20 protein-coding genes are annotated in these 17037 nt (G+C 68.4%); 3 read left to right on the top strand and 17 right to left on the bottom strand.

What is annotated here, in order from left to right; translation table 11 throughout:
• Positions 1–4: 4 nt before the first annotated feature.
• Entirely contained in the window at positions 5–454 is a 450-nt protein-coding gene (trxC, locus tag AC1DMS_RS26095) for a thioredoxin TrxC (protein WP_015867617.1), read from the bottom strand.
• Positions 455–530: 76 nt separating this feature from the next.
• On the opposite strand from trxC, the gene pdeM reads away from it, so the two are divergent.
• Positions 531–1214 (top strand): ligase-associated DNA damage response endonuclease PdeM, encoded by a 684-nt coding sequence (gene pdeM, locus AC1DMS_RS26090; RefSeq protein ID WP_015867616.1) that lies wholly within the window; start codon positions 531–533, stop codon positions 1212–1214.
• 116 nt (positions 1215–1330) lie between these two features.
• Here the strand turns inward: pdeM and AC1DMS_RS26085 are convergent, their stop codons facing one another.
• Genes AC1DMS_RS26085 through AC1DMS_RS26075 form a run of 3 tightly spaced genes read right to left on the bottom strand, consistent with a single transcriptional unit; the run spans position 1331 to position 3412 of the window.
• On the bottom strand, positions 1331–1855 hold the full coding sequence (locus AC1DMS_RS26085; RefSeq protein WP_015867615.1) for a TPM domain-containing protein: 525 nt from the start codon (positions 1853–1855) through the stop codon (positions 1331–1333).
• 2 nt (positions 1856–1857) lie between these two features.
• Positions 1858–2802, bottom strand: a complete 945-nt coding sequence (locus tag AC1DMS_RS26080) for a TPM domain-containing protein (protein WP_015867614.1) — start codon at positions 2800–2802, stop codon at positions 1858–1860.
• A gap of 16 nt (positions 2803–2818) precedes the next feature.
• Positions 2819–3412 carry a LemA family protein gene (locus tag AC1DMS_RS26075; RefSeq protein WP_027730126.1) on the bottom strand — a complete coding sequence of 198 codons (594 nt, stop codon included), beginning with the start codon at positions 3410–3412 and terminating at the stop codon, positions 2819–2821.
• Between the two features lie 56 nt (positions 3413–3468).
• On the opposite strand from AC1DMS_RS26075, the gene AC1DMS_RS26070 reads away from it, so the two are divergent.
• Complete coding sequence (locus AC1DMS_RS26070; protein WP_478081498.1) at positions 3469–4230, top strand: Rossmann-fold NAD(P)-binding domain-containing protein; 762 nt, start codon at positions 3469–3471, stop codon at positions 4228–4230.
• Positions 4231–4237: 7 nt separating this feature from the next.
• On the opposite strand, the gene AC1DMS_RS26065 is transcribed toward AC1DMS_RS26070, so the two are convergent.
• The 7 genes from AC1DMS_RS26065 to AC1DMS_RS26035 form a co-directional block, all read right to left on the bottom strand.
• Positions 4238–4912 (bottom strand): cysteine hydrolase family protein, encoded by a 675-nt coding sequence (locus tag AC1DMS_RS26065; protein ID WP_478181947.1) that lies wholly within the window; start codon positions 4910–4912, stop codon positions 4238–4240.
• Positions 4909–5841, bottom strand: coding sequence for an ABC transporter permease (locus tag AC1DMS_RS26060; RefSeq protein WP_478081496.1), 933 nt, complete (start codon positions 5839–5841; stop codon positions 4909–4911). Before AC1DMS_RS26060 ends, AC1DMS_RS26065 begins: the two co-directional genes overlap by 4 nt.
• Positions 5838–6989: an ABC transporter permease gene (locus AC1DMS_RS26055; protein ID WP_478084139.1), complete on the bottom strand. Its 1152-nt coding sequence runs from the start codon at positions 6987–6989 to the stop codon at positions 5838–5840. The genes AC1DMS_RS26060 and AC1DMS_RS26055 overlap by 4 nt, the downstream gene beginning before the upstream one ends.
• Positions 6982–8514, bottom strand: a complete 1533-nt coding sequence (locus AC1DMS_RS26050) for an ABC transporter ATP-binding protein (RefSeq protein ID WP_478080552.1) — start codon at positions 8512–8514, stop codon at positions 6982–6984. The genes AC1DMS_RS26055 and AC1DMS_RS26050 overlap by 8 nt, the downstream gene beginning before the upstream one ends.
• Before the next feature lie 22 nt (positions 8515–8536).
• Positions 8537–9652, bottom strand: coding sequence for a BMP family ABC transporter substrate-binding protein (locus AC1DMS_RS26045; protein WP_478080551.1), 1116 nt, complete (start codon positions 9650–9652; stop codon positions 8537–8539).
• A 67-nt stretch (positions 9653–9719) separates the two neighbouring features.
• The gene (locus AC1DMS_RS26040) at positions 9720–10106 is read right to left on the bottom strand and encodes a VOC family protein (protein ID WP_436288142.1); all 387 of its coding nucleotides are present in this window, start codon (positions 10104–10106) and stop codon (positions 9720–9722) included.
• Between the two features lie 352 nt (positions 10107–10458).
• Entirely contained in the window at positions 10459–11463 is a 1005-nt protein-coding gene (locus AC1DMS_RS26035; protein WP_027729893.1) for an isopenicillin N synthase family dioxygenase, read from the bottom strand.
• 202 nt (positions 11464–11665) lie between these two features.
• Here AC1DMS_RS26035 and rutR point away from each other — a divergent pair, with 202 nt between their 5' ends.
• Positions 11666–12424, top strand: a complete 759-nt coding sequence (rutR, locus tag AC1DMS_RS26030; RefSeq protein ID WP_015867604.1) for an HTH-type transcriptional regulator RutR — start codon at positions 11666–11668, stop codon at positions 12422–12424.
• Positions 12425–12584: 160 nt separating this feature from the next.
• Here rutR and rutF read toward each other — a convergent pair whose 3' ends face one another.
• From rutF to rutA, 6 genes are read right to left on the bottom strand one after another with little or no spacing between them, the layout of a single operon-like run.
• Positions 12585–13127: an NADH-dependent FMN reductase RutF gene (gene rutF / locus AC1DMS_RS26025; protein ID WP_015867603.1), complete on the bottom strand. Its 543-nt coding sequence runs from the start codon at positions 13125–13127 to the stop codon at positions 12585–12587.
• A 31-nt stretch (positions 13128–13158) separates the two neighbouring features.
• Entirely contained in the window at positions 13159–13758 is a 600-nt protein-coding gene (locus tag AC1DMS_RS26020; protein ID WP_018906582.1) for a malonic semialdehyde reductase, read from the bottom strand.
• On the bottom strand, positions 13755–14555 hold the full coding sequence (rutD, locus tag AC1DMS_RS26015; RefSeq protein WP_027729892.1) for a pyrimidine utilization protein D: 801 nt from the start codon (positions 14553–14555) through the stop codon (positions 13755–13757). The genes AC1DMS_RS26020 and rutD overlap by 4 nt, the downstream gene beginning before the upstream one ends.
• A gap of 2 nt (positions 14556–14557) precedes the next feature.
• Positions 14558–14950: a pyrimidine utilization protein C gene (gene rutC, locus AC1DMS_RS26010; protein WP_015867600.1), complete on the bottom strand. Its 393-nt coding sequence runs from the start codon at positions 14948–14950 to the stop codon at positions 14558–14560.
• A gap of 34 nt (positions 14951–14984) precedes the next feature.
• Positions 14985–15743 carry a pyrimidine utilization protein B gene (rutB, locus tag AC1DMS_RS26005; RefSeq protein ID WP_018906584.1) on the bottom strand — a complete coding sequence of 253 codons (759 nt, stop codon included), beginning with the start codon at positions 15741–15743 and terminating at the stop codon, positions 14985–14987.
• Between the two features lie 13 nt (positions 15744–15756).
• A complete protein-coding gene (gene rutA, locus AC1DMS_RS26000; RefSeq protein WP_027729891.1) occupies positions 15757–16872 on the bottom strand; it encodes a pyrimidine utilization protein A in 1116 nt (371 codons plus the stop codon).
• Positions 16873–17037 lie beyond the last annotated feature (165 nt).

Below are 17037 nucleotides of genomic sequence, written 5' to 3'. Positions count from 1 at the left end.
CAGCTCAGCCCGCGCCGTGCGCCTTGACCCAGCGCACGATGTCCGCCGCGCCCATGGCGCCGGCCTGGCGTGCCACTTCGCGGCCGCCGCGGAACAGCGCCAGCGTCGGGATGCTGCGGATATTGAAGCGCGCGCCCAGTGCCGGCACGGCTTCCGTGTCGACCTTGGCGAGCCGCACCTGCGGTTCGAGCTGCGCCGCGGCCTGTTCGTAGCCCGGCGCCATCTGGCGGCAGGGGCCGCACCAGGGCGCCCAGAAGTCCACCAGCACCGGGATTTCATTGCGTGCGATGTGGCGGTCGAAGGTCTTTTCGTCCGGCAGCGCGGTGGAATGGCCGGTGAACAGTGCGCGGTGGCAGTTGCCGCAGTCGGGCGCGCTGCCCAGCTGCGCCGCGCGCACGCGGTTGGTCGTGTGGCAATGCGGGCAGACGATGTGCAGCGAAGGCGTGTCGGTCATTCTGAAGAACTGGGGCTCGCGGGGTGAATTGCAAGAAGGCCGCCGGCCCGCGCGTCTTTTGCGACACTCGTGGCCCGTGACCGCTTCGAATCTCCCAGCATCGGCGCTCCCGGTCCAGTGGGCCGGCGAACTGTTGCACCTGTTGCCCGAGCACGCCATCTGGTGGCCCGATGGCCGCGTGCTGTTCATTGCCGACCTGCACATCGGCAAGGCCGCGACCTACCGCGCGCTCGGCCAGCCGGTGCCGGGCGGCACCACGCAGGAGAACCTGGCGCGGCTCGACGCGCTCATTGCGGCCCATGCGCCGCAGCGCATCGTGTTCCTTGGCGATTTCCTGCATGCGGCGCAGGCGCGCACGCCGCAGGTGCTGGCAGCGCTGGCCGCCTGGCGCGCCGTGCATGCGTCCATCGGCATGACGCTGGTGCGGGGCAACCACGACAGCCGCGCGGGCGATCCGCCCGCCGAGCTCGGCATCGAGGTGGTCGACGAGCCTTATCTGCTCGGCCCTTTTGCCTGCTGCCACCATCCGCAGGCGCATGCCACGCACTTCGTGCTCGCGGGGCACCTGCATCCCGTCTGCCGGCTCTACGGGCCGGGGCGCGACAGCGTGCGGCTGCCGTGCTTCGCGAGCGATGCGCAGCAGGCCGTGCTGCCGGCTTTCGGCGAGTTCACGGGCGGCTGGTTGATGGAGCGCGCGCCGGGGCGGCGCTTCTATGCGGTGGGCGGAAAAAGCGTGTGGGCGCTGCCGCCATCGGAGTAAGGGGTTGAGCTCCTTCCCCTCCCGGGGGAAGCTTGGGATGGGGGCTGCCAGAGCGTGCCCCATTTCAGCGCCGCTTGCCCCCACCCCGGCCCTCCCCCGGAAGGGGAGGGAGAAATTCAAAGGACGACGGGCTCGTCGGGCAACTCGTTGGTGTCGGGCTCGTTCTCGGCCAGCGGAAAGTGCGCCACCAGCAAGGCCGACATTTCTTCCAGCGCCTGCGTGAGCCCGTCCTCGAAGCGGCCCTCGCGGAAGGCCGCACCCATGCGCTGCGCCATCGCGGCCCATTCGGCATCGTCGACGTGCGCATCGATGCCGCGGTCGGCCACGATCTCGATCGCATGCTCGGCCAGCAGCAGGTAGATGAGCACGCCGTTGTTGTGCGCGGTGTCCCACACGCGCAGCTTGCCGAACAGCGTGACGGCACGCTCGCGCGCCGAGGCATGGCGCCGCAGGTAGGACCATGGCAGGCCCGCTTCGACGCAGATGCGGATCTCGCCGCTGTGGCGGCGCTCGCTCGCGGCCACGCGTGCCGCCAGGCGCTCCATGGCGGCATCGGGCAGCACGCGCCGCACATCGGCCTCGTCCATCCACTGGTGGCGCCAGATGCGGGCCAGCTTCGAGAAAAGCGTTGCCGTTGCCATGCCTACCAGTCCCCCGAGGCGCCGCCGCCCCCGAAATCGCCACCGCCGCCGGAGCTGAAGCCTCCGCCACCGCTGCTGCCGCCACTGCTCCAGCCGCCGCCACCACCGCCGCCGCCCCAGCCGCCGAATCCGCCACCACCACCACCGCCGCGCCGCGCCGGGCTCGTCGCCGCCACGGCCGAGAACAGCGACACCATGAGCGCCGCCATGCCCGCCAGCACCGCGATGACGATGCTGGTCGTGATGAGGAAGGCAATCACGCCGATGCCGCCGCCCATGACCACCGAGCCCAGCTTCTTGCCGGCGATCGAGCGCACGATCGGTGCCGCAACGAAGACGCCGACGAACAGGAAGATCGCGAGGTTCTCCCAGTCGATGCCTTCGCTGGAATCCTTGCTGCTGCTGCCGCCGCCGCTGCTGGAAGGCGCGGGCAGCGCCTCGCCATCGACCAGCCCGATGAGCCGGGCCACGGCCGCGTTCAGCCCGCCCGCGAAGTCGTTGTTGCGAAAGCGCGGCTTCATCTCCTCGTCGATGATGCGAATGGCTGCGAGGTCGGGCACCGCGCCCTCGAGCGCCTTGGCCACCTCGATGCGCATCTTGCGGTCGTTCTTGGCCACGATCACCAGGATGCCGTCGCCGACCTCCTTGCGCCCGATCTTCCAGGCATTGCCCACGCGGTTGGCGTAGCTCGCAATGTCTTCGGGAGCGGTGGTGGGCACCATCAGCACCACCATCTGCGAGCCCTTGCGCTGCTCGAACGCGGCCAGCTTGGCCTCGAGATCGGCGCGCTCGGATTCGGCCAGCGTCTGCGTCTGGTCGATCACCCGCGCCGTGAGCGCCGGCACCGGCAGCAGGCCCTGCGCCCATGCCGCTCCCGCAAGGCCGGCCCATGCAGCCGCGGCCAGCAGGACGGTGGCCAGCACACGGCGGAAGAGGGCAAGGGCCATCAGGCGGGTGTCTTGCTTACTTCTTGGGTGCCGAGAAATCGACCGTCGGCGGCGTCGAGATCTGCGCTTCGTTCTGCACCGAGAAGTTGGGCTTGGGCTGGTAGCTGAAGATCTTGGCCGTGATGTTGGTCGGGAAGCTGCGCGCCAGCACGTTGTACTCCTGCACCGTCTGGATGTAGCGGTTGCGCGCCACGGTGATGCGGTTCTCGGTGCCTTCGAGCGTCACGCGCAGGTCGCGGAAGGCCTGGTTGGCCTTGAGCTCCGGATAGCGCTCCGCCACCACCATGAGCCGCGACAGCGCCGAAGAGAGCTCGCCCTGCGCCTGCTGGAACTTGTTGAAGGCCTCGGGGTTGTTGAGCGTCTCGGGCGTCACCTGGATCGAGGTGGCCTTGGCGCGCGCCTCGATCACCTTGGTAAGCGTGTCCTGCTCGAAGCTGGCCTCGCCCTTCACGGTGGCCACGATGTTGGGCACCAGGTCGGCGCGCCGCTGGTACTGGTTGAGCACCTCGCTCCAGGCCGACTTGCTGGCCTCGTCGAGCGACTGGAACTGGTTGTAGCCGCAGCCGCTCAGCGAAAGCGCCGCAGCAAGAATCAGGAGCCAGCGTTTCATCATCGTCATTTGCATTACCTCCGCAGATGGAAGCCGAAGTTAGCATAGAAGGCTCCATGGCCCTCGATCCTCTCCAAGCCCTGCGGGGCGCCAACCGCGCGGCCGCATTGCCCGTTGCAGCGGTAGCCACCGGCACGCTGCTGGTGGCCGGCGCGACCGGCGCCCTGGGCCAGGAGCTGCTGCGCCGGCTTGCGGGCAGCCACCGCTTCGCCCATGCGCGCGTGCTGGCGCGCGAGCCGATCCGCGACGGCCTGCGCGGCGTCGAAACCTACCTCGCCCCCGGCCTGCCGATCGCGCAATGGCCGCTGGCATCGGCCGACAGCGCCGTCATCGCCTTCGACCCGCCGCGGCTCTACCACGACCGCGAACGCGCGCTCTGGGTGCCGCAGCCTTCGGACCTGCCCGAGCTCGCGCGCTGGCTGCGCGCCTGCGGCGTGCGCACGCTGGCCATCGTGCAGCCGCACGACCAGGGCAAGCTGCCCGAGGCGCTCAAGCGCGGGCTCGCGAGCCTCGACGAGCAGGCCGTGGTCGCCAACGGCTTCGACCGCGTGATCCTCGTGCGCTCGGCTCGCAAGCCGCTCAACGCCAAGTTCGCCAACCCCGCCGAAAGGCTCGCGGCCTGGATGCTCTCGATCGTGCGCTTCATGGTGCCGAGCAGCGAGCAGCCGGTGCGCGCGTCGAAGGTGGCCGAACTGGTCGACCTCGCGCTGCGCATCGCGCCGCCGGGCGTGCACGTGGCGGCGCCCGAGGTGGTGTGGGAATCCGCGCAGGGCGACATGCAGGCCGTGGTGCGCCGCTGGCTGGGACTGGCGGGCTGACGGACCCTCAGCCGCGCCACTGGCGCAGCAGTTCGGCCGAGTCGAGCACCAGCCCCAGGTGCAGCGACACCATCGCAAGCGCCGCGCCTTCCAGGTGCGCGTCGGTGCCGCGCACCAGGTCGCGCAGCACGATCACGCGGTAGTTGCGGTTGCTGGCGTCGAAGGCCGTGTTGAGCACGCAGCAGTCGGTGAAGCCGCCGTTGAGCACCACCGTCTCGATGCGCTGGTTGCGCAGCAGGAAGTCGAGGTCGGTCGGGTAGAAGGCCGAGAGGCGCCGCTTGCTGTCCACGCGCATGTCGCCGGGCGCCACGCGCGTGACCCATTCGGTCCACTTGGAGCCTTCGATGGCGTGCGCGTCGGCATTCGGGATTTCGCCCACGTGCAGCGGAAAGGTGCGCCGCCAGGCGGACGGAATGCCATGGACGTCGTCCACGCCGCCGGGCCGCAGCACCGACCGGATGTGCACGATGCGCACGCCCAGCGCGCGCACCGCGTCGTGGAAGCCGTCGATGGGCGCCACCACGTCGCGCGCCCGCGGGGCGGGGCAGGGGCACTCGGGGCTGTCGTCCAGGTGGCCGCGGTGCATGTCGATGGACACGACCGCGGTGCTGGCCGGGTCCAGGTAGTCGGCGAACTGCGCCGCGTCGAGCTCGCGCTCCTCGTTGTAGACCCAGGCCTTCATCGGCGTTCTTCCCGCACGTAGGGTTGGCCCAGCGCACCGGGCTCTTCGTCGGCGCCGCGCCGCGAGAGCGCGACCCACACCATCACCGCGAGCGTCACCGCATAGGGCGTCATCATCACGAAGTACTGCGGCAGCTGCACGCCGGCCGCCGCGAGCTGCGGGATCAACGCCTCGATGCAGCCGAACAGCAGCGCGCCCACGAGCGCCTTCCACGGCGACCAGCGCGCGAAGATCACCAGCCCCACCGCGATCCAGCCGCGCCCGCCGGTCATGCCCGCGATCCACAGCTTGGTGCTGACCACCGAGATGTACGCGCCCGCCAGGCCCACCAGCGCCGAGCCCGCGAGCACCGCGGCCAGCCGCCACACGGTGACGCGGATGCCGGCCGCATCGGCCGCCTGCGGGTTCTCGCCCACCGCGCGCAGCCGCAGCCCGGCCGAGGTGCGCGAGAGAAACCACGCCACGGCAAGGAAGATCGGCAGCGTGAGCCAGACCATCGCGTTCTGCTCGAACAGCCGGCCGGCGCCGGGCAGGAGCGACAGCGGCCACAGCGCCATCGCGCCGATGCCTTCGGTGGCATGGTTGGTCCATTCGGCGAGCGAGCCGACCAGCGCCGTGAGGCCCTGGCAGAAGAACACCAGCGCGAGCCCCGCGATCACCTGGTTCACGCGCAGCCAGATCACCATCACCGCGAACAGCAGCGACACCGCGCTGGCCGCGAGCATCGCCAGCACCAGCGACACGGCCGGCTGTCCCATGGCGATCTGCGCGCCAATGCCCGCGAGCGCGCCCACGAGCATCAGCCCTTCGGCACCGAGCGACAGCACGCCCGCGCGCTCGCTGATGATCAGGCCCAGCGCCGCGAGCGCATAGGGCACCGCGAAGTCGGGCGTGCTCGCGAGCCAGTTGAGAACGATGCTTCCGCTCATTGCACCGCCTCCGCACCCACGCGGCGCAACCGATGGCGAATGAAGAAATCGCTCGACGCCACGCACACCACGATGATGGCCTGGATCAGCTGCACCATCGAGAACGGCACCTGGTAGAACACCTGCAGGCTGCGGCCGGTGACGAACAGGGCCGCCACCAGCAGCGCCACCACCGTGGCCGCGAGCGGGTTGTTGCGCGCAAGAAAGGCAATCAGGATGCCCGAGAAGCCGTACCCCTGGTAGAAGGCCTGCGTGAGCCGCCCTTCCTGCCCGGAGGCCACCGCCAGGCCCGCGAGCCCGGCCATCGCGCCCGACAGCAGCACGGCGCCGTAGATGGTGCGGCGCACCGGCACCCCATTGGCATGCGCCACGCGCGGATTGGCATCGACGAAGCGCAGGTACAGCCCGGCGCGGCTCACGCCCACCAGCCACCACGCAAGGAGCGCCACCACGGCCGCGAGCACGATGGCGCTGCTCACGCCGGCGCCCATTTCGGGCAGCCGCTCGAAGGCGCGGAACTGCGGCGAATAGGGGAAGTTGTCCTTCGGGTCCTTCCAACTGCCATAGACCAGGTGCAGCAGGAAGTTGGCCGCCATGTAGTTGAGCATCAGCGTGGAAATGATCTCGTTCACGCCGAGCCTGATCTTCAGCCACGCCGGCCCCAGCACCCAGAGCAGCCCGCAGCCGATGGCAGCCGCGAACATCAGCGGCAGGCGCAGCGGCTCGGGCCCGAGCTGCCACATCGAGACGGCCGTCGCGCCGATGGCGCCCCAGATCATCTGGCCCTCGAGTCCCAGGTTCCAGAAGCGCGCGCGAAACGCCAGCGCGCCAGCCAGGCCCACGAGGATCATGGGGGCGGCCTGGAACAGCACGGCGCGAAAGTTCTGGCCGTCGAAGAAGGTCTGCATCACGAACTCGTTGGCGAGTTCGTTGGCGGGAACGCCGGCCGCCACCAGGATGGCGGCGGAAATCGCAAGGCCCGCGAAAAGCGCCGCCGCAAGGATCAGCGCCTGCCGCCGCCATCCCATGTGCTGGCGGATCTCCAGCGCATAGCGCCGGCGCGCCAGCGGCTGGTGCCGTGCGCGTTGCGCGGCCTCCGGATCGGTCTGCGCCGGCTGCGCGATGGCCGCGAGCGTGGCGTCAACCATGGTCCACCATCGCCTGTCCGATGGCCTGCCGGTCGGCCGGCTGCGCGAATTCGCCGGCAATGCGCCCGCGCGCCATCACGCCCACGCGGTCGGCCAGCTGCAGCACCTCGTCGAGGTCCTCGCTGATCAGCAGTACCGCGGCGCCGCCGTCGCGCGCGGCGCGCAGGCGCGCATGCACCTCGGCGCTCGCGCGCACGTCGAGCCCGCGGCTCGGGCTGTGCGCGAGCACCAGCGAGGGCGCCTTGCCGAACTCGCGCGCGAGCACCAGCTTCTGCGCGTTGCCGCCCGACAGCAGCGCGGCCTTCTGCGCCACCGAGCGCACGCCCTGCACGTCGAAAGCGCGCACCGCTTGCTGCGTGTCGTCCTGCATGCGGCCGCGCCGCAGATGCCAGGCCGCGCCGTAGCGGCCGGTGTGCACGCGGCCGATGGCGTAGTTCTCGGCGACCGAAAGGCCACCGGCCAGCGCGAGCCCATAGCGGTCGGCCGGGATCGCGGCAATGCCCACGTTGCGGCGCTCTGGTGCACTCATGGCCTTGAGGTCGCCGTGGCCGTTCAGATGGATCTCGCCTTCGAGCGCACCGCCGGCGTCGGGCAGGCCCATGATGGCGCCGGCCAGCTCGCCCTGTCCGTTGCCGCCGACACCGGCCAGGCCGTAGATCTCGCCCGCATGCAGTTCGAGCTCGACGCCGTCGAGCACGCGGCGGCCCTCGGGCGATGCCGCCGAGCGCAGGCCGCGCACCGTGAGCCGCACCGGGCCACGCGGCGACTTTGCGGCCTGATAGCTTTGCGTGGCAATCGATTCGCCCACGGTAAGTTTCACGAGCTCGGCCACCGAGGTGGCGCCCGGCGCCAGCGTGGCGACCGTGCGGCCGCCGCGCATCACCGTCACGCGGTCGGCATAGGTCTTCACGTCGGCCATCTTGTGCGTGACCAGCACCACGGCCGAGCCGCCGCGTGCGAGGCCCTGCACCGTCTGCAGGAGGCGCGCGGCCTCCTGGTCGGTGAGCACCGCGGTGGGCTCGTCGAGGATCAGGATGCGCGCGCCCGCCAGCAGCACCTTGAGGATCTCGACGCGCTGCTGCTCGGCAATCGACAGCGCATCGACGCGCTTCGATGGATCGATCTCGAAGCCCAGCTCCGAAGCCTTGTTGCGGATGTCGCGAGAGATTTCGCGCAGGCGCTCCCCGTGGCTCTGGAACTCGGCCGGCGCCGGCGCAGTGAGCAGAATGTTCTCTGCCACCGTGAACGGCCGCACCAGCTTGAAATGCTGGTGGACCATGCCGATGCGGTGCCTGGCCGCATCGCGCGGTCCGGCCAGGCGCACCACGTTGTCGTCGACCAGCAGCTGGCCCGCCTCCGGCGCATAGAGCCCGGCCGCAATGTTCATCAGCGACGACTTGCCCGCGCCGTTCTCGCCCAAGAGCGCATGCACTTCGCCCCAGCGCGCTTCGAAGTGCGCGTCGGTCAGTGCCGCAAAGCCGTCGAAGGACTTGCGGATGCCGGTGAGCTGGAGCGCGTTGGGCATGGGCGTTGCTCTTTTTTTTTACTTACTTCTGCGTCACCACGCCCTTGACGAACCAGTCCATCTTCCAGAGGTCGGCATCCGACAGCACCGCGCCCTTGGCCACGCGCTCCTTGCCGTCGCGGTCGGCGAGCGGGCCGGCGTAGACCTGCTTGCCCTTCATGATGGCGTCGCGCTCGGCCGTGATCTGCGACGCCTTGTCCTTGGGCACCGCGGGGCCGAAGCCCGCGATGTCGGTGCCGCCGTCCTTCATCTCGATGAAGGCGCCGTACTGGCCGGGCTTCCAGTTGCCGGCCATGATCTTCTTGAGCTCGGGCGACAAGAAGCGGTCCCACACCCACACCGACGAGCACAGCGTGGCCTTGGGCGCGAACTGGCGCAGGTCGCGGTGGTGGCCGGTGCCATACACGCCGCGCTCCTGCGCCACGATCTGCGGCGTGGGCGAATCGACGTGCTGGCCGATCACGTCGGCGCCCTGGTCGATCAGCGCGGCCGCGGCGGCGCGTTCCTTCACCGGGTCATTCCAGGCGCCGGTGTAGATCACGTTGACCGTGGCGTTGGGGTTCATCTTCTGCGCACCGAGCGCGAAGGCGTTGATGGTCCAGTTCACCACGCCGAAGGGGTTGGCCGCGACGAAGCCGAGCTTGCCGGTCTTGGAGGCCGCGCCCGCGGCCATGCCGCACAGGTACTGGCTCTCGTAGGTGCGGCCGTAGAACGATTCGAGGTTGCTGCCGTTGGTGGTGCCCGAGCCGTTGAGAAAAGCCACGCCGGGGTACTTGGCGGCCAGGTCCTTGAAGCTGTCGGAATAGCCGAAGGCGGTGCCGATCACGATGTTGGCGCCGCGCTGGATGAACTTCTCGGCCGCGGGCTTGATGGCCGATGCGTCTTCGGGCACGTTCTCGACGAACTGGATCTTCTGGCCGATCTCCTTCTCGATCTTCACGCGCGCCTCGTCGAAGGCCTGCGTCCAGCCGCCGTCGTTCTTCGGGCCGAAGTAGAGCATCGCGATTTTCGGCTTGTCCTTGAGCGTGAAGCCGTCTGCTGCTACGGCAGGCAGCGTGAACAATGCGCCGCCGGCCGCGAGCGCCGATGCAAGGCCGAAGGCGAAGCCGTGGGTGGGAGTGCGCAGCAGCATCAGCATGGAGCAACCTTTCGTGGGGAGCATGTCAAAGAACGGGGAGAAAGAAGAAGAGGGCGTGCCGCGTGCGTCACATCATGAAGTTGATGCGGAACACATTGCCCTCGGGGTCGAGCAGCACCGACTGGTACCAGTTGTAGTAGGTGACGTACGGTGGCTTCACCAGCGTGGCGCCGGCCTCGAGTGCAATGGGCACCATGCGGTCGACGTCGTCCTTGCTGTCGACGTCGATGTTCAGCAGAAACTTCACGCCGCGCGTGTCGGAAAATTCGGCCAGGTGCAGCAGCTCGTAGGCATCGAGCGCGTTGAAGCCGAGGCTCGACTTGCCGGTGTCGAGCCCGCGGAAGATCGGCGAGCGAATGGCCTCGATCTCCGGGAAGCCGAACACGCGCTGATAGAAGCCGCTGAGCGCGGCCACGTCTTTGGCGAAGACGTTGACGTAGGAGAGGTGGGGCATGTCAGTTTTTCTTGGCGCTGTTGTTCTTGTTCGGGGCGCTCTTGTTCGGGGCGCTCTTGTTCAGGGCGCTTTTCAGGGCGCGTGCACAGGCCACCGGGTACTCCCCTCCGCGAATGTCCCCCGGCCTTCGGCCTCCTCCTTGATTTCGCTGCGGGGAGCACCCGATGTCCTGTGCACGATGGGCGCGGCTCCTGTGCTGGCCGATCAACGACCGCTGTGCATAACGATCACGTCGATGGGGTGCCTTGCGCAGCGAAATCAAGGGGGAGGCCGCAGGCCGGAGGACATTCGCGGAGCAAGGTACCCCGTCGGCGGGAGCGCGCCCCGAACAACAACGATCGCGGGGTTTCATTTAGACCGCGACCTTGGTCCCCCCAAAGGTCGTCTGCTTGACGAACTTGGAGGTCAGGTGGTCGCCCGAAGAAATCGGTGCGTACTTCGGCTGCTCGCCCGGTGCCAGGCAACTCGGCAGGCACTCGACCATCGCGTCGTAGTTGGGCTGGTGAAAGAACACCAGCGACTGGCGGCGGTTGGTGCTGGCCATCTCGAACGGCGGATTGACCACGCGGTGCAGCGTCGACACCCACTGGTCGTTGGTCCACTGCATCATCAGGTCGGCAATGTTGACCACCAGGCCGCCTTCCACCTGCGGCACGTCGACCCACTGGCCCGCCTTGTTGAACACCTGCAGGCCCTTGTCGTCGGGCAGCACGATCGTGAGGCTGCCGTAGTCGCTGTGCGCGCCTGCGCGCAGCTGGCCCGGCAGCGGCGCTTCGCGCTGCGGCGGATAGCTCAGCACGCGGAACATGCTGATGTGCCGGTCGATCTTGTCGTCGAAGAACGGCTCGGGCAGCGCAAGGCCGAGCGCGAAGATGCGCATCATCGAGCGCGAGAGATCGCTCATGGCCTCGAAGTAGCTTTCATAAGCCTCCCGGAAACCGTCGATCGGCGGCCAGCTGTTGGGCTCGAAGTGCGGGCCGGCGGCGGGGCCGCGGTGGTAGTCGTCATCGGGCACGTTGGAGGGGCCGATGGAAAACGATTCCTTCAGGTCGCCGGGCGCGGCCTCTTCCAGGCTGTACGAAAGCCCCTCTTCGCCCACCGCGCTGTAGCCGCGCACCGCGTCCTCGCGCGGCCGGTCGACATTGCGCTTCTCGGCCAGCGGCATGTCGAAAAAGCGGCGCGAGAGTTGCGACACGCGCGCAATCAGCTCGGCCGGAATGCCATGGTTGGTGATGACCAGAAAGCCGATGCTGCGGCAGGCCTCGTCCACCTTGGCCGCAACCTGCGCCTTGCCTTCGGCCGTGCCGGCGAAGTAGGGCGCGAGATCGATGATGGGTACGGACAGCAGCGTTGTCATGTGTCGGTCCTCGTGCTTGGCATGCCTTTCGCCATGCAACGTCTGTGCCAGTTGGACCAAATGGACAAAACGCGTTGGCCGCGTCAGCATGGTGCGTGCCGGCGGCGCGCGAAGGCCGCGCTGGCGCAACGCGATGCATCGCGGCCTTACAGTGGTGCGCGTTGAAAGAAGAACCAGCAAGCAATCGATGAAGCGAGGGAAGATGCCGAAGACCAAGGCGCTGGCCGCAGCCAGCAGCACGAAGAAGATCCCGGCCAAAAAAAGCCCGGTGAAGATCCCGGTGACCCTTCCGGTGAAGGGCCCGGCGCGCAAGCGCGCGAAGCCCGCCGTGCGCAGCGCATCCGCGGTGAGCCGCAGGCTGCGCCAGATCGAGGACAAGCGCAGCGCCATCCTCGGCGCCGCGCTTGGGTTGTTCTCGCGCTTTGGCCTGCATGGCACGTCCATCGACCAAGTGGCGGCGCGCGCCGATGTGTCCAAGAGCAACCTGCTCTACTACTTCGCGAACAAGGAGGAGCTGTACGTCAACGTGCTGCGCGACCTGCTCGCGCTGTGGCTCGAACCGCTGCGCGGCTTCAGCGCCGAGCAGGACCCGGCCGAAGCCATCGGTGGCTACATCCGCCGCAAGCTCGTGGTCTCGCGCGACCGGCCCGATGCATCGCGCCTGTTCTGCCTCGAGATGATCCAGGGCGCGCCGCTCCTGCGCGACGAGCTCGACCGCGAGCTGCGCACGCTGGTGGAGCGCAAGTCGGAGGTCATCCGTTCATGGATTGCCGCCGGCAAGCTCGCAGCGGTCGATCCGCATCACCTGATCTTCACGCTCTGGGCCGTCACGCAGCACTATGCGGATTTCGGCGTGCAGGTGCAGGCGCTGACGGGGCATACGCTGGAGGATCCGGCGTTCTTCGAGCAGACGGTGGAGAACGTGCAGCGGATCGTGCTGCAGGGCATTGCACCGCGCTAACGAGCTTCTCTCTCTTGCTCCCTCTCCCTCCGGGAGAGGGCTGGGGTGAGGGCCGGCGGCGTTGGAAGATGCGCTGCGGTTGGAAAGGCCGCTGCCCTCACCCTGACCCTCTCCCGGAGGGAGAGGGGAGAAGACAAGGGAGAGGGGAAAGGAAAGAAAGTCAGTGCGGCGGCGCTGCAATCTCGTGATACCGCCGATCGAAATAAATCAAGCTCTGCGCCGCCCCCCCAATCGCAATCGCCAACGCCTCGCAAAACAGCACGTCATGCGTCCCCGCACTCGTGGCCTGCACCACGCGGCAGTCGAACGAGGCCGCGGCATCTTCGAGCACCGGCGAGCCCGTGGCCTTGCGGCTCCATCGGCCTGCGGCAAAGCGCTCGTCCATCGGCGTCTTGCCGCCGAACAGGCCCGAGAGCGCCTGGTGCCCCGCGGCCAGCACGTTCACGCACAGCACGCCGTTGGCCGTGAACGCGGGGTACACCGAGGCCGAGCGGTTCAGGCACACCAGCAGCATCGGCGGCTCGTCGGTCACGCTGCACACGGCCGAGGCGGTGAACCCGGCGCGGCCTGCGGGCCCGTCGGTGGTGATGATGTTGACCGCCGCACCCAGCCGCGCCATGGCGTTGCGGTAGTCGGCCTTGGGCAGCACAGGCGGCGCACCGCTCGGCATGACGTGGTTGGAGGCCATTGCGTTGGGCAGCATGAGAAAAAAGTCTCCGTTGTGAAGACGGGCTTCAGGCGAGGACGCAGGCTTCGTCGAAGCCGAGCCGCGGCAGGCGCCCGAACACCTTGGCCGAATCGCCATGGCCGAGGTTGATCAGGAAGTTGGCGCTCCAGTCGGTGCCCTCGAAGAACGCGGCATCGACCTTCGCCTTGTCGAAGCCCGACATCGGCCCGGCGTCGAGCCCCACCGCGCGCGCGGCCAGCAGCAGGTAGGCCGCCTGCAGGCTGGCGTTGCGAAAGGCGGTTTCATGCGCGGCCTCGGGGCTGCCGGTGAACCAGCTGCGCGCATCGGCATGCGGAAACAGCGTGGGCAGCTTGTCGTAGAACTTGCGGTCCCACGCGGCAATCACGGTGACGGGCGCAGCCATGGTCTTGTTGAGGTTGCCCTTCGAAAGCGCCGGCGCGAGGCGCTGCTTGCCTTCGGGCGTGCGAACGAACACGAAGCGCGCGGGCGAGCAGTTGGCCGAGGTCGGTCCCATGCAGGCCAGCGCGTAGACCTGGCGGATCTGCGCATCGGTCACGGGCTCGGCGGTCCAGCCGTTGTGGCTGCGCGCCTCGGTAAAAAGAAGGGCCAGTGCGGCGTCGTCGAGGGCGGGTTTCATCATGGTCATGCGGGAACGCCGGGTGCGCTGACCCGGGCGAGAAAGTCGAGCAGGCTGCGGTTGAAGGCGGCGGCCTCGGTCACGCTGTGCGCGTGGCCGCCGTGCGGCAGGAAGTGGAGCGTCACGTCCTTCAGGCCATCGGCCAGGCGCTGTGAGCAGGTCCACGGCACCAGCGCATCGTCCATGGCGGCGGCCACCAGCGTGGGCGCGGTGATGGCGCCCAGGCGTGCATCGACGTCGAAGGCGCGCAGCGCACCGATGCGCGCGCGCATGTTGGCTTCTCCGGGGAAGTGCGCAAACGCATGGTCGACCTCGTCGGCCACGCGCTGCGCATGTTCCGCGCACCAGGCCGCGGGGTACAAAAAGATCGGCTGCGCTTCCACGTACGCGCGCGGGCCGCAGGCATCGAGCAGCGCAAGCCGCGCATCGAAGCAGCGCGCCGAATGCGCGTTGGGCTTCGACCACGCATTGACCAGCACCAGGCTGGCCACGCGCGCCGGTTCGTCGAGCGCCAGCTGCAGGCCCACGAGCCCGCCCAGCGCATGGCCCACCAGGTGGCAGCGCGGCGTGGCCGTGGCGTCGAGAATCTGCACCACGTCGCGCGCCATGTCGGCAATGGCATAGCCCGCATCCAGCGCGGCGGGGCTGCGGCCCGTGCCGCGCTGGTCGTACGCAATCACGCGGTGGCCCGCTTCGACCAGCGCGCCAAGCTGCGGTTGCCAGAAGGCGGCCGAACCGCCCAGGCCCGATGACAGCAGCACCGCCTCGCCATCGGCCGGCCCATGCACTTCGTAGTGCAGCGGCATGCTCAGGCCTTGTTGCCGACGTGGGCGATAGACGCAATCTCGACCAGCGCATCGGGCTTCACCAGGCCGCACTGGATGCAGTAGCGCGCAGGCTTGGTGCCCGGAAAGAACTCGGCATACACCGCATTGACCTTGGCGTAGTCGGCCCAGTCCTTGATCATGATCATGTTGAAGGTCACGTCGTCCATGGTGCCGCCGGCCGTTGCGATCACGTTCTGGATCGTCTCGAGCACGTGGCGCGTCTGCGCCGAGGCATCGCCCACGTGGACCACGTTGTTGTCCTTGTCGAAGGGCAGCGTGCCCGACACGTAGACGATGCCGTCGGCCATGGTGCCGGGCACGAAGGGAGCGATCGGCGTGGTGGTTCCGGCCGGGATGATGGCTTGCTTGGGCATGGGGGTTCCTTGCTGTGGGTTGAACGATTGAAAGTCAGGCGGCGCTTGGCGCGAAGCTGCGCACGAAGTCGTCGACGGTGGAGACCCAGCCGAAGAAGGTCTCGACGTTGTAGACCGAGGCCTTCTGGATGGCCGCGCCGCCCAGCTCGTGCGTCGCGTCTTCCAGCATCACGGCGAAGTATTCGAGGTGGAAGGCGTCTCGCAGGGTCGACTCCACGCACACGTTGGTCGCGATGCCGGTGAACACCAGGTGGCGGATGCCGCGTGCGCGCAGCGTGCTGTCGAGCGTGCTGTTGAAGAAGCCGCTGTAGCGCGTCTTGGGCACCACGATGTCGCCGGGCTGCGGCTTCATCTCGGCAATGAGTTCGTAGTCCCAGCCGCCCTTGGCGAGGAACTTGCCCGCAAGCTCGGGCCGCGCGCGCATGGTCTTGAGCGCATTTGACTTGTGCCAGTTGGGCGAGCCCGGCCCGCCGGCCTCGACATAGGCGGCGTCCCAGCCGTTTTGCAAGAACACCACCAGCATGCCGGCCGCGCGCGCCGCCGCGATGGTGCGCGCGATGTTGGCAATGGTGCCCTGCGCGCCGGAAATGTCGAAGCCGGCCGAATCGACATAGCCGCCCATCGACGCATAGGCGTTCTGCATGTCGACCACGATCAGCGCCGAGTCGCTGGCATGCAGCGCGAGCGGTTCGGGCCGCGCGGACAGCACCTGCGGCGCCGGTGCGCCGGGCAGGCGCGGCGCGCCGACGGGAGTGTCCGATGTGAGGGTGGTGTTGCGTGCTGGCGTGCTCACGTGGCGCTCCTGCTCAGGCCGCAAGGCGTTGTTCGGCTTCGGCCTGCGAGGGCACGGGGCTCTGCACGTGCACGCGGCTCTTCATGAGCGGCTGGATGCGTTCGCCGAAGGCCGCGACGCCCTGCACGAAATCGTCGAAGGTCAGCAGCACGCCCTCGGTGCCCGGCACCTCGGCCATCTCGTCGAGCAGGCGCGCGACGGTGGCGTAGGAGCCGACCAGCGTGCCCATGTTGATGTTGACGGCCGAGGTCGGATCGGCCATCTGGCGCACGTTGGTGTCGGCGCCCGACCTGGTGTCGGCCCCGCCCTGCTGGCCCAGCCAGGCGATGGCCTCGTGGTCGGCGCCGGCCTTGTAGTGCTCCCACTTGGCGCGCGCGGCCTCGTCGGTCTCGTCGGCAATCACCATCATCAGCACGTAGGTGGTGACGTGGCGGCCGGTCTTGCGCGTGGCCTCGATGAGCTTCTCGGCCGCGGGCGCAAAGGCCTTGGGCGTGTTCACGCCCTTGCCGAAGCAGAAGTTGTAGTCGGCGTACTTTGCGGAGAAGTCCATGCCCGCATCGCTCTGGCCCGCGCAGATCACCTTCATGTCGGCCTGCGGTTGCGGGCTCAGGCGGCAGTCGTCCATCTGGAAGTGGTCGCCCTTGAAGTCGGACTGGCCCGTGCCCCAGAGCTCGCGCAGCACCTGGATGTATTCGGACAGGTACTGGTAGCGCGTGCCGAAGAACTGGTCGCCCGGCCACATGCCCATCTGCGAATACTCGGGCCGCTGCCAGCCGGTGACGAGGTTCAGGCCGAAGCGGCCGTTGGAGATGGAGTCGATGGTCGACGCCATGCGCGCCACGATGGCCGGCGGCATCACCAGCGAGGCGGCGGTGGCAAAGAGCTTGATCTTCGTGGTCACGGCCGCGAGCCCGGCCATCAGCGTGAACGACTCGAGGTTGTGGTCCCAGAACTCCGTCTTCCCGCCGAAGCCGCGCAGCTTGATCATCGAAAGCACGAAGTCCACGCCGTAGCGCTCGGCCGCCAGCGTGATCTCCTTGTTGAGCTCGAAACTGGGCTTGTACTGCGGCGCGTTCTCCGAGAGCAGCCAGCCGTTGTTGCCGATGGGAATGAAGATGCCGACGTTCATGCAAAAAGCTCCTGTTGCGGGGTCGCAAAGCCCTATGCATGGCCCGTGCCAGTTGGAAAAGCCGTTTTAAATCAACGGTTTGAGTGCTTTTGGATGTTGTGTTTTGACCATTTGGTCCAAAGTGGAGCGGACGAACCGCCCGCGCTGCGGCAACGCGGTGCGCCG

The sequence above is a fragment of the Variovorax sp. 05T418 genome (assembly GCF_056396385.1).
This window is presented reverse-complemented; position numbering and strand designations above follow the sequence as displayed.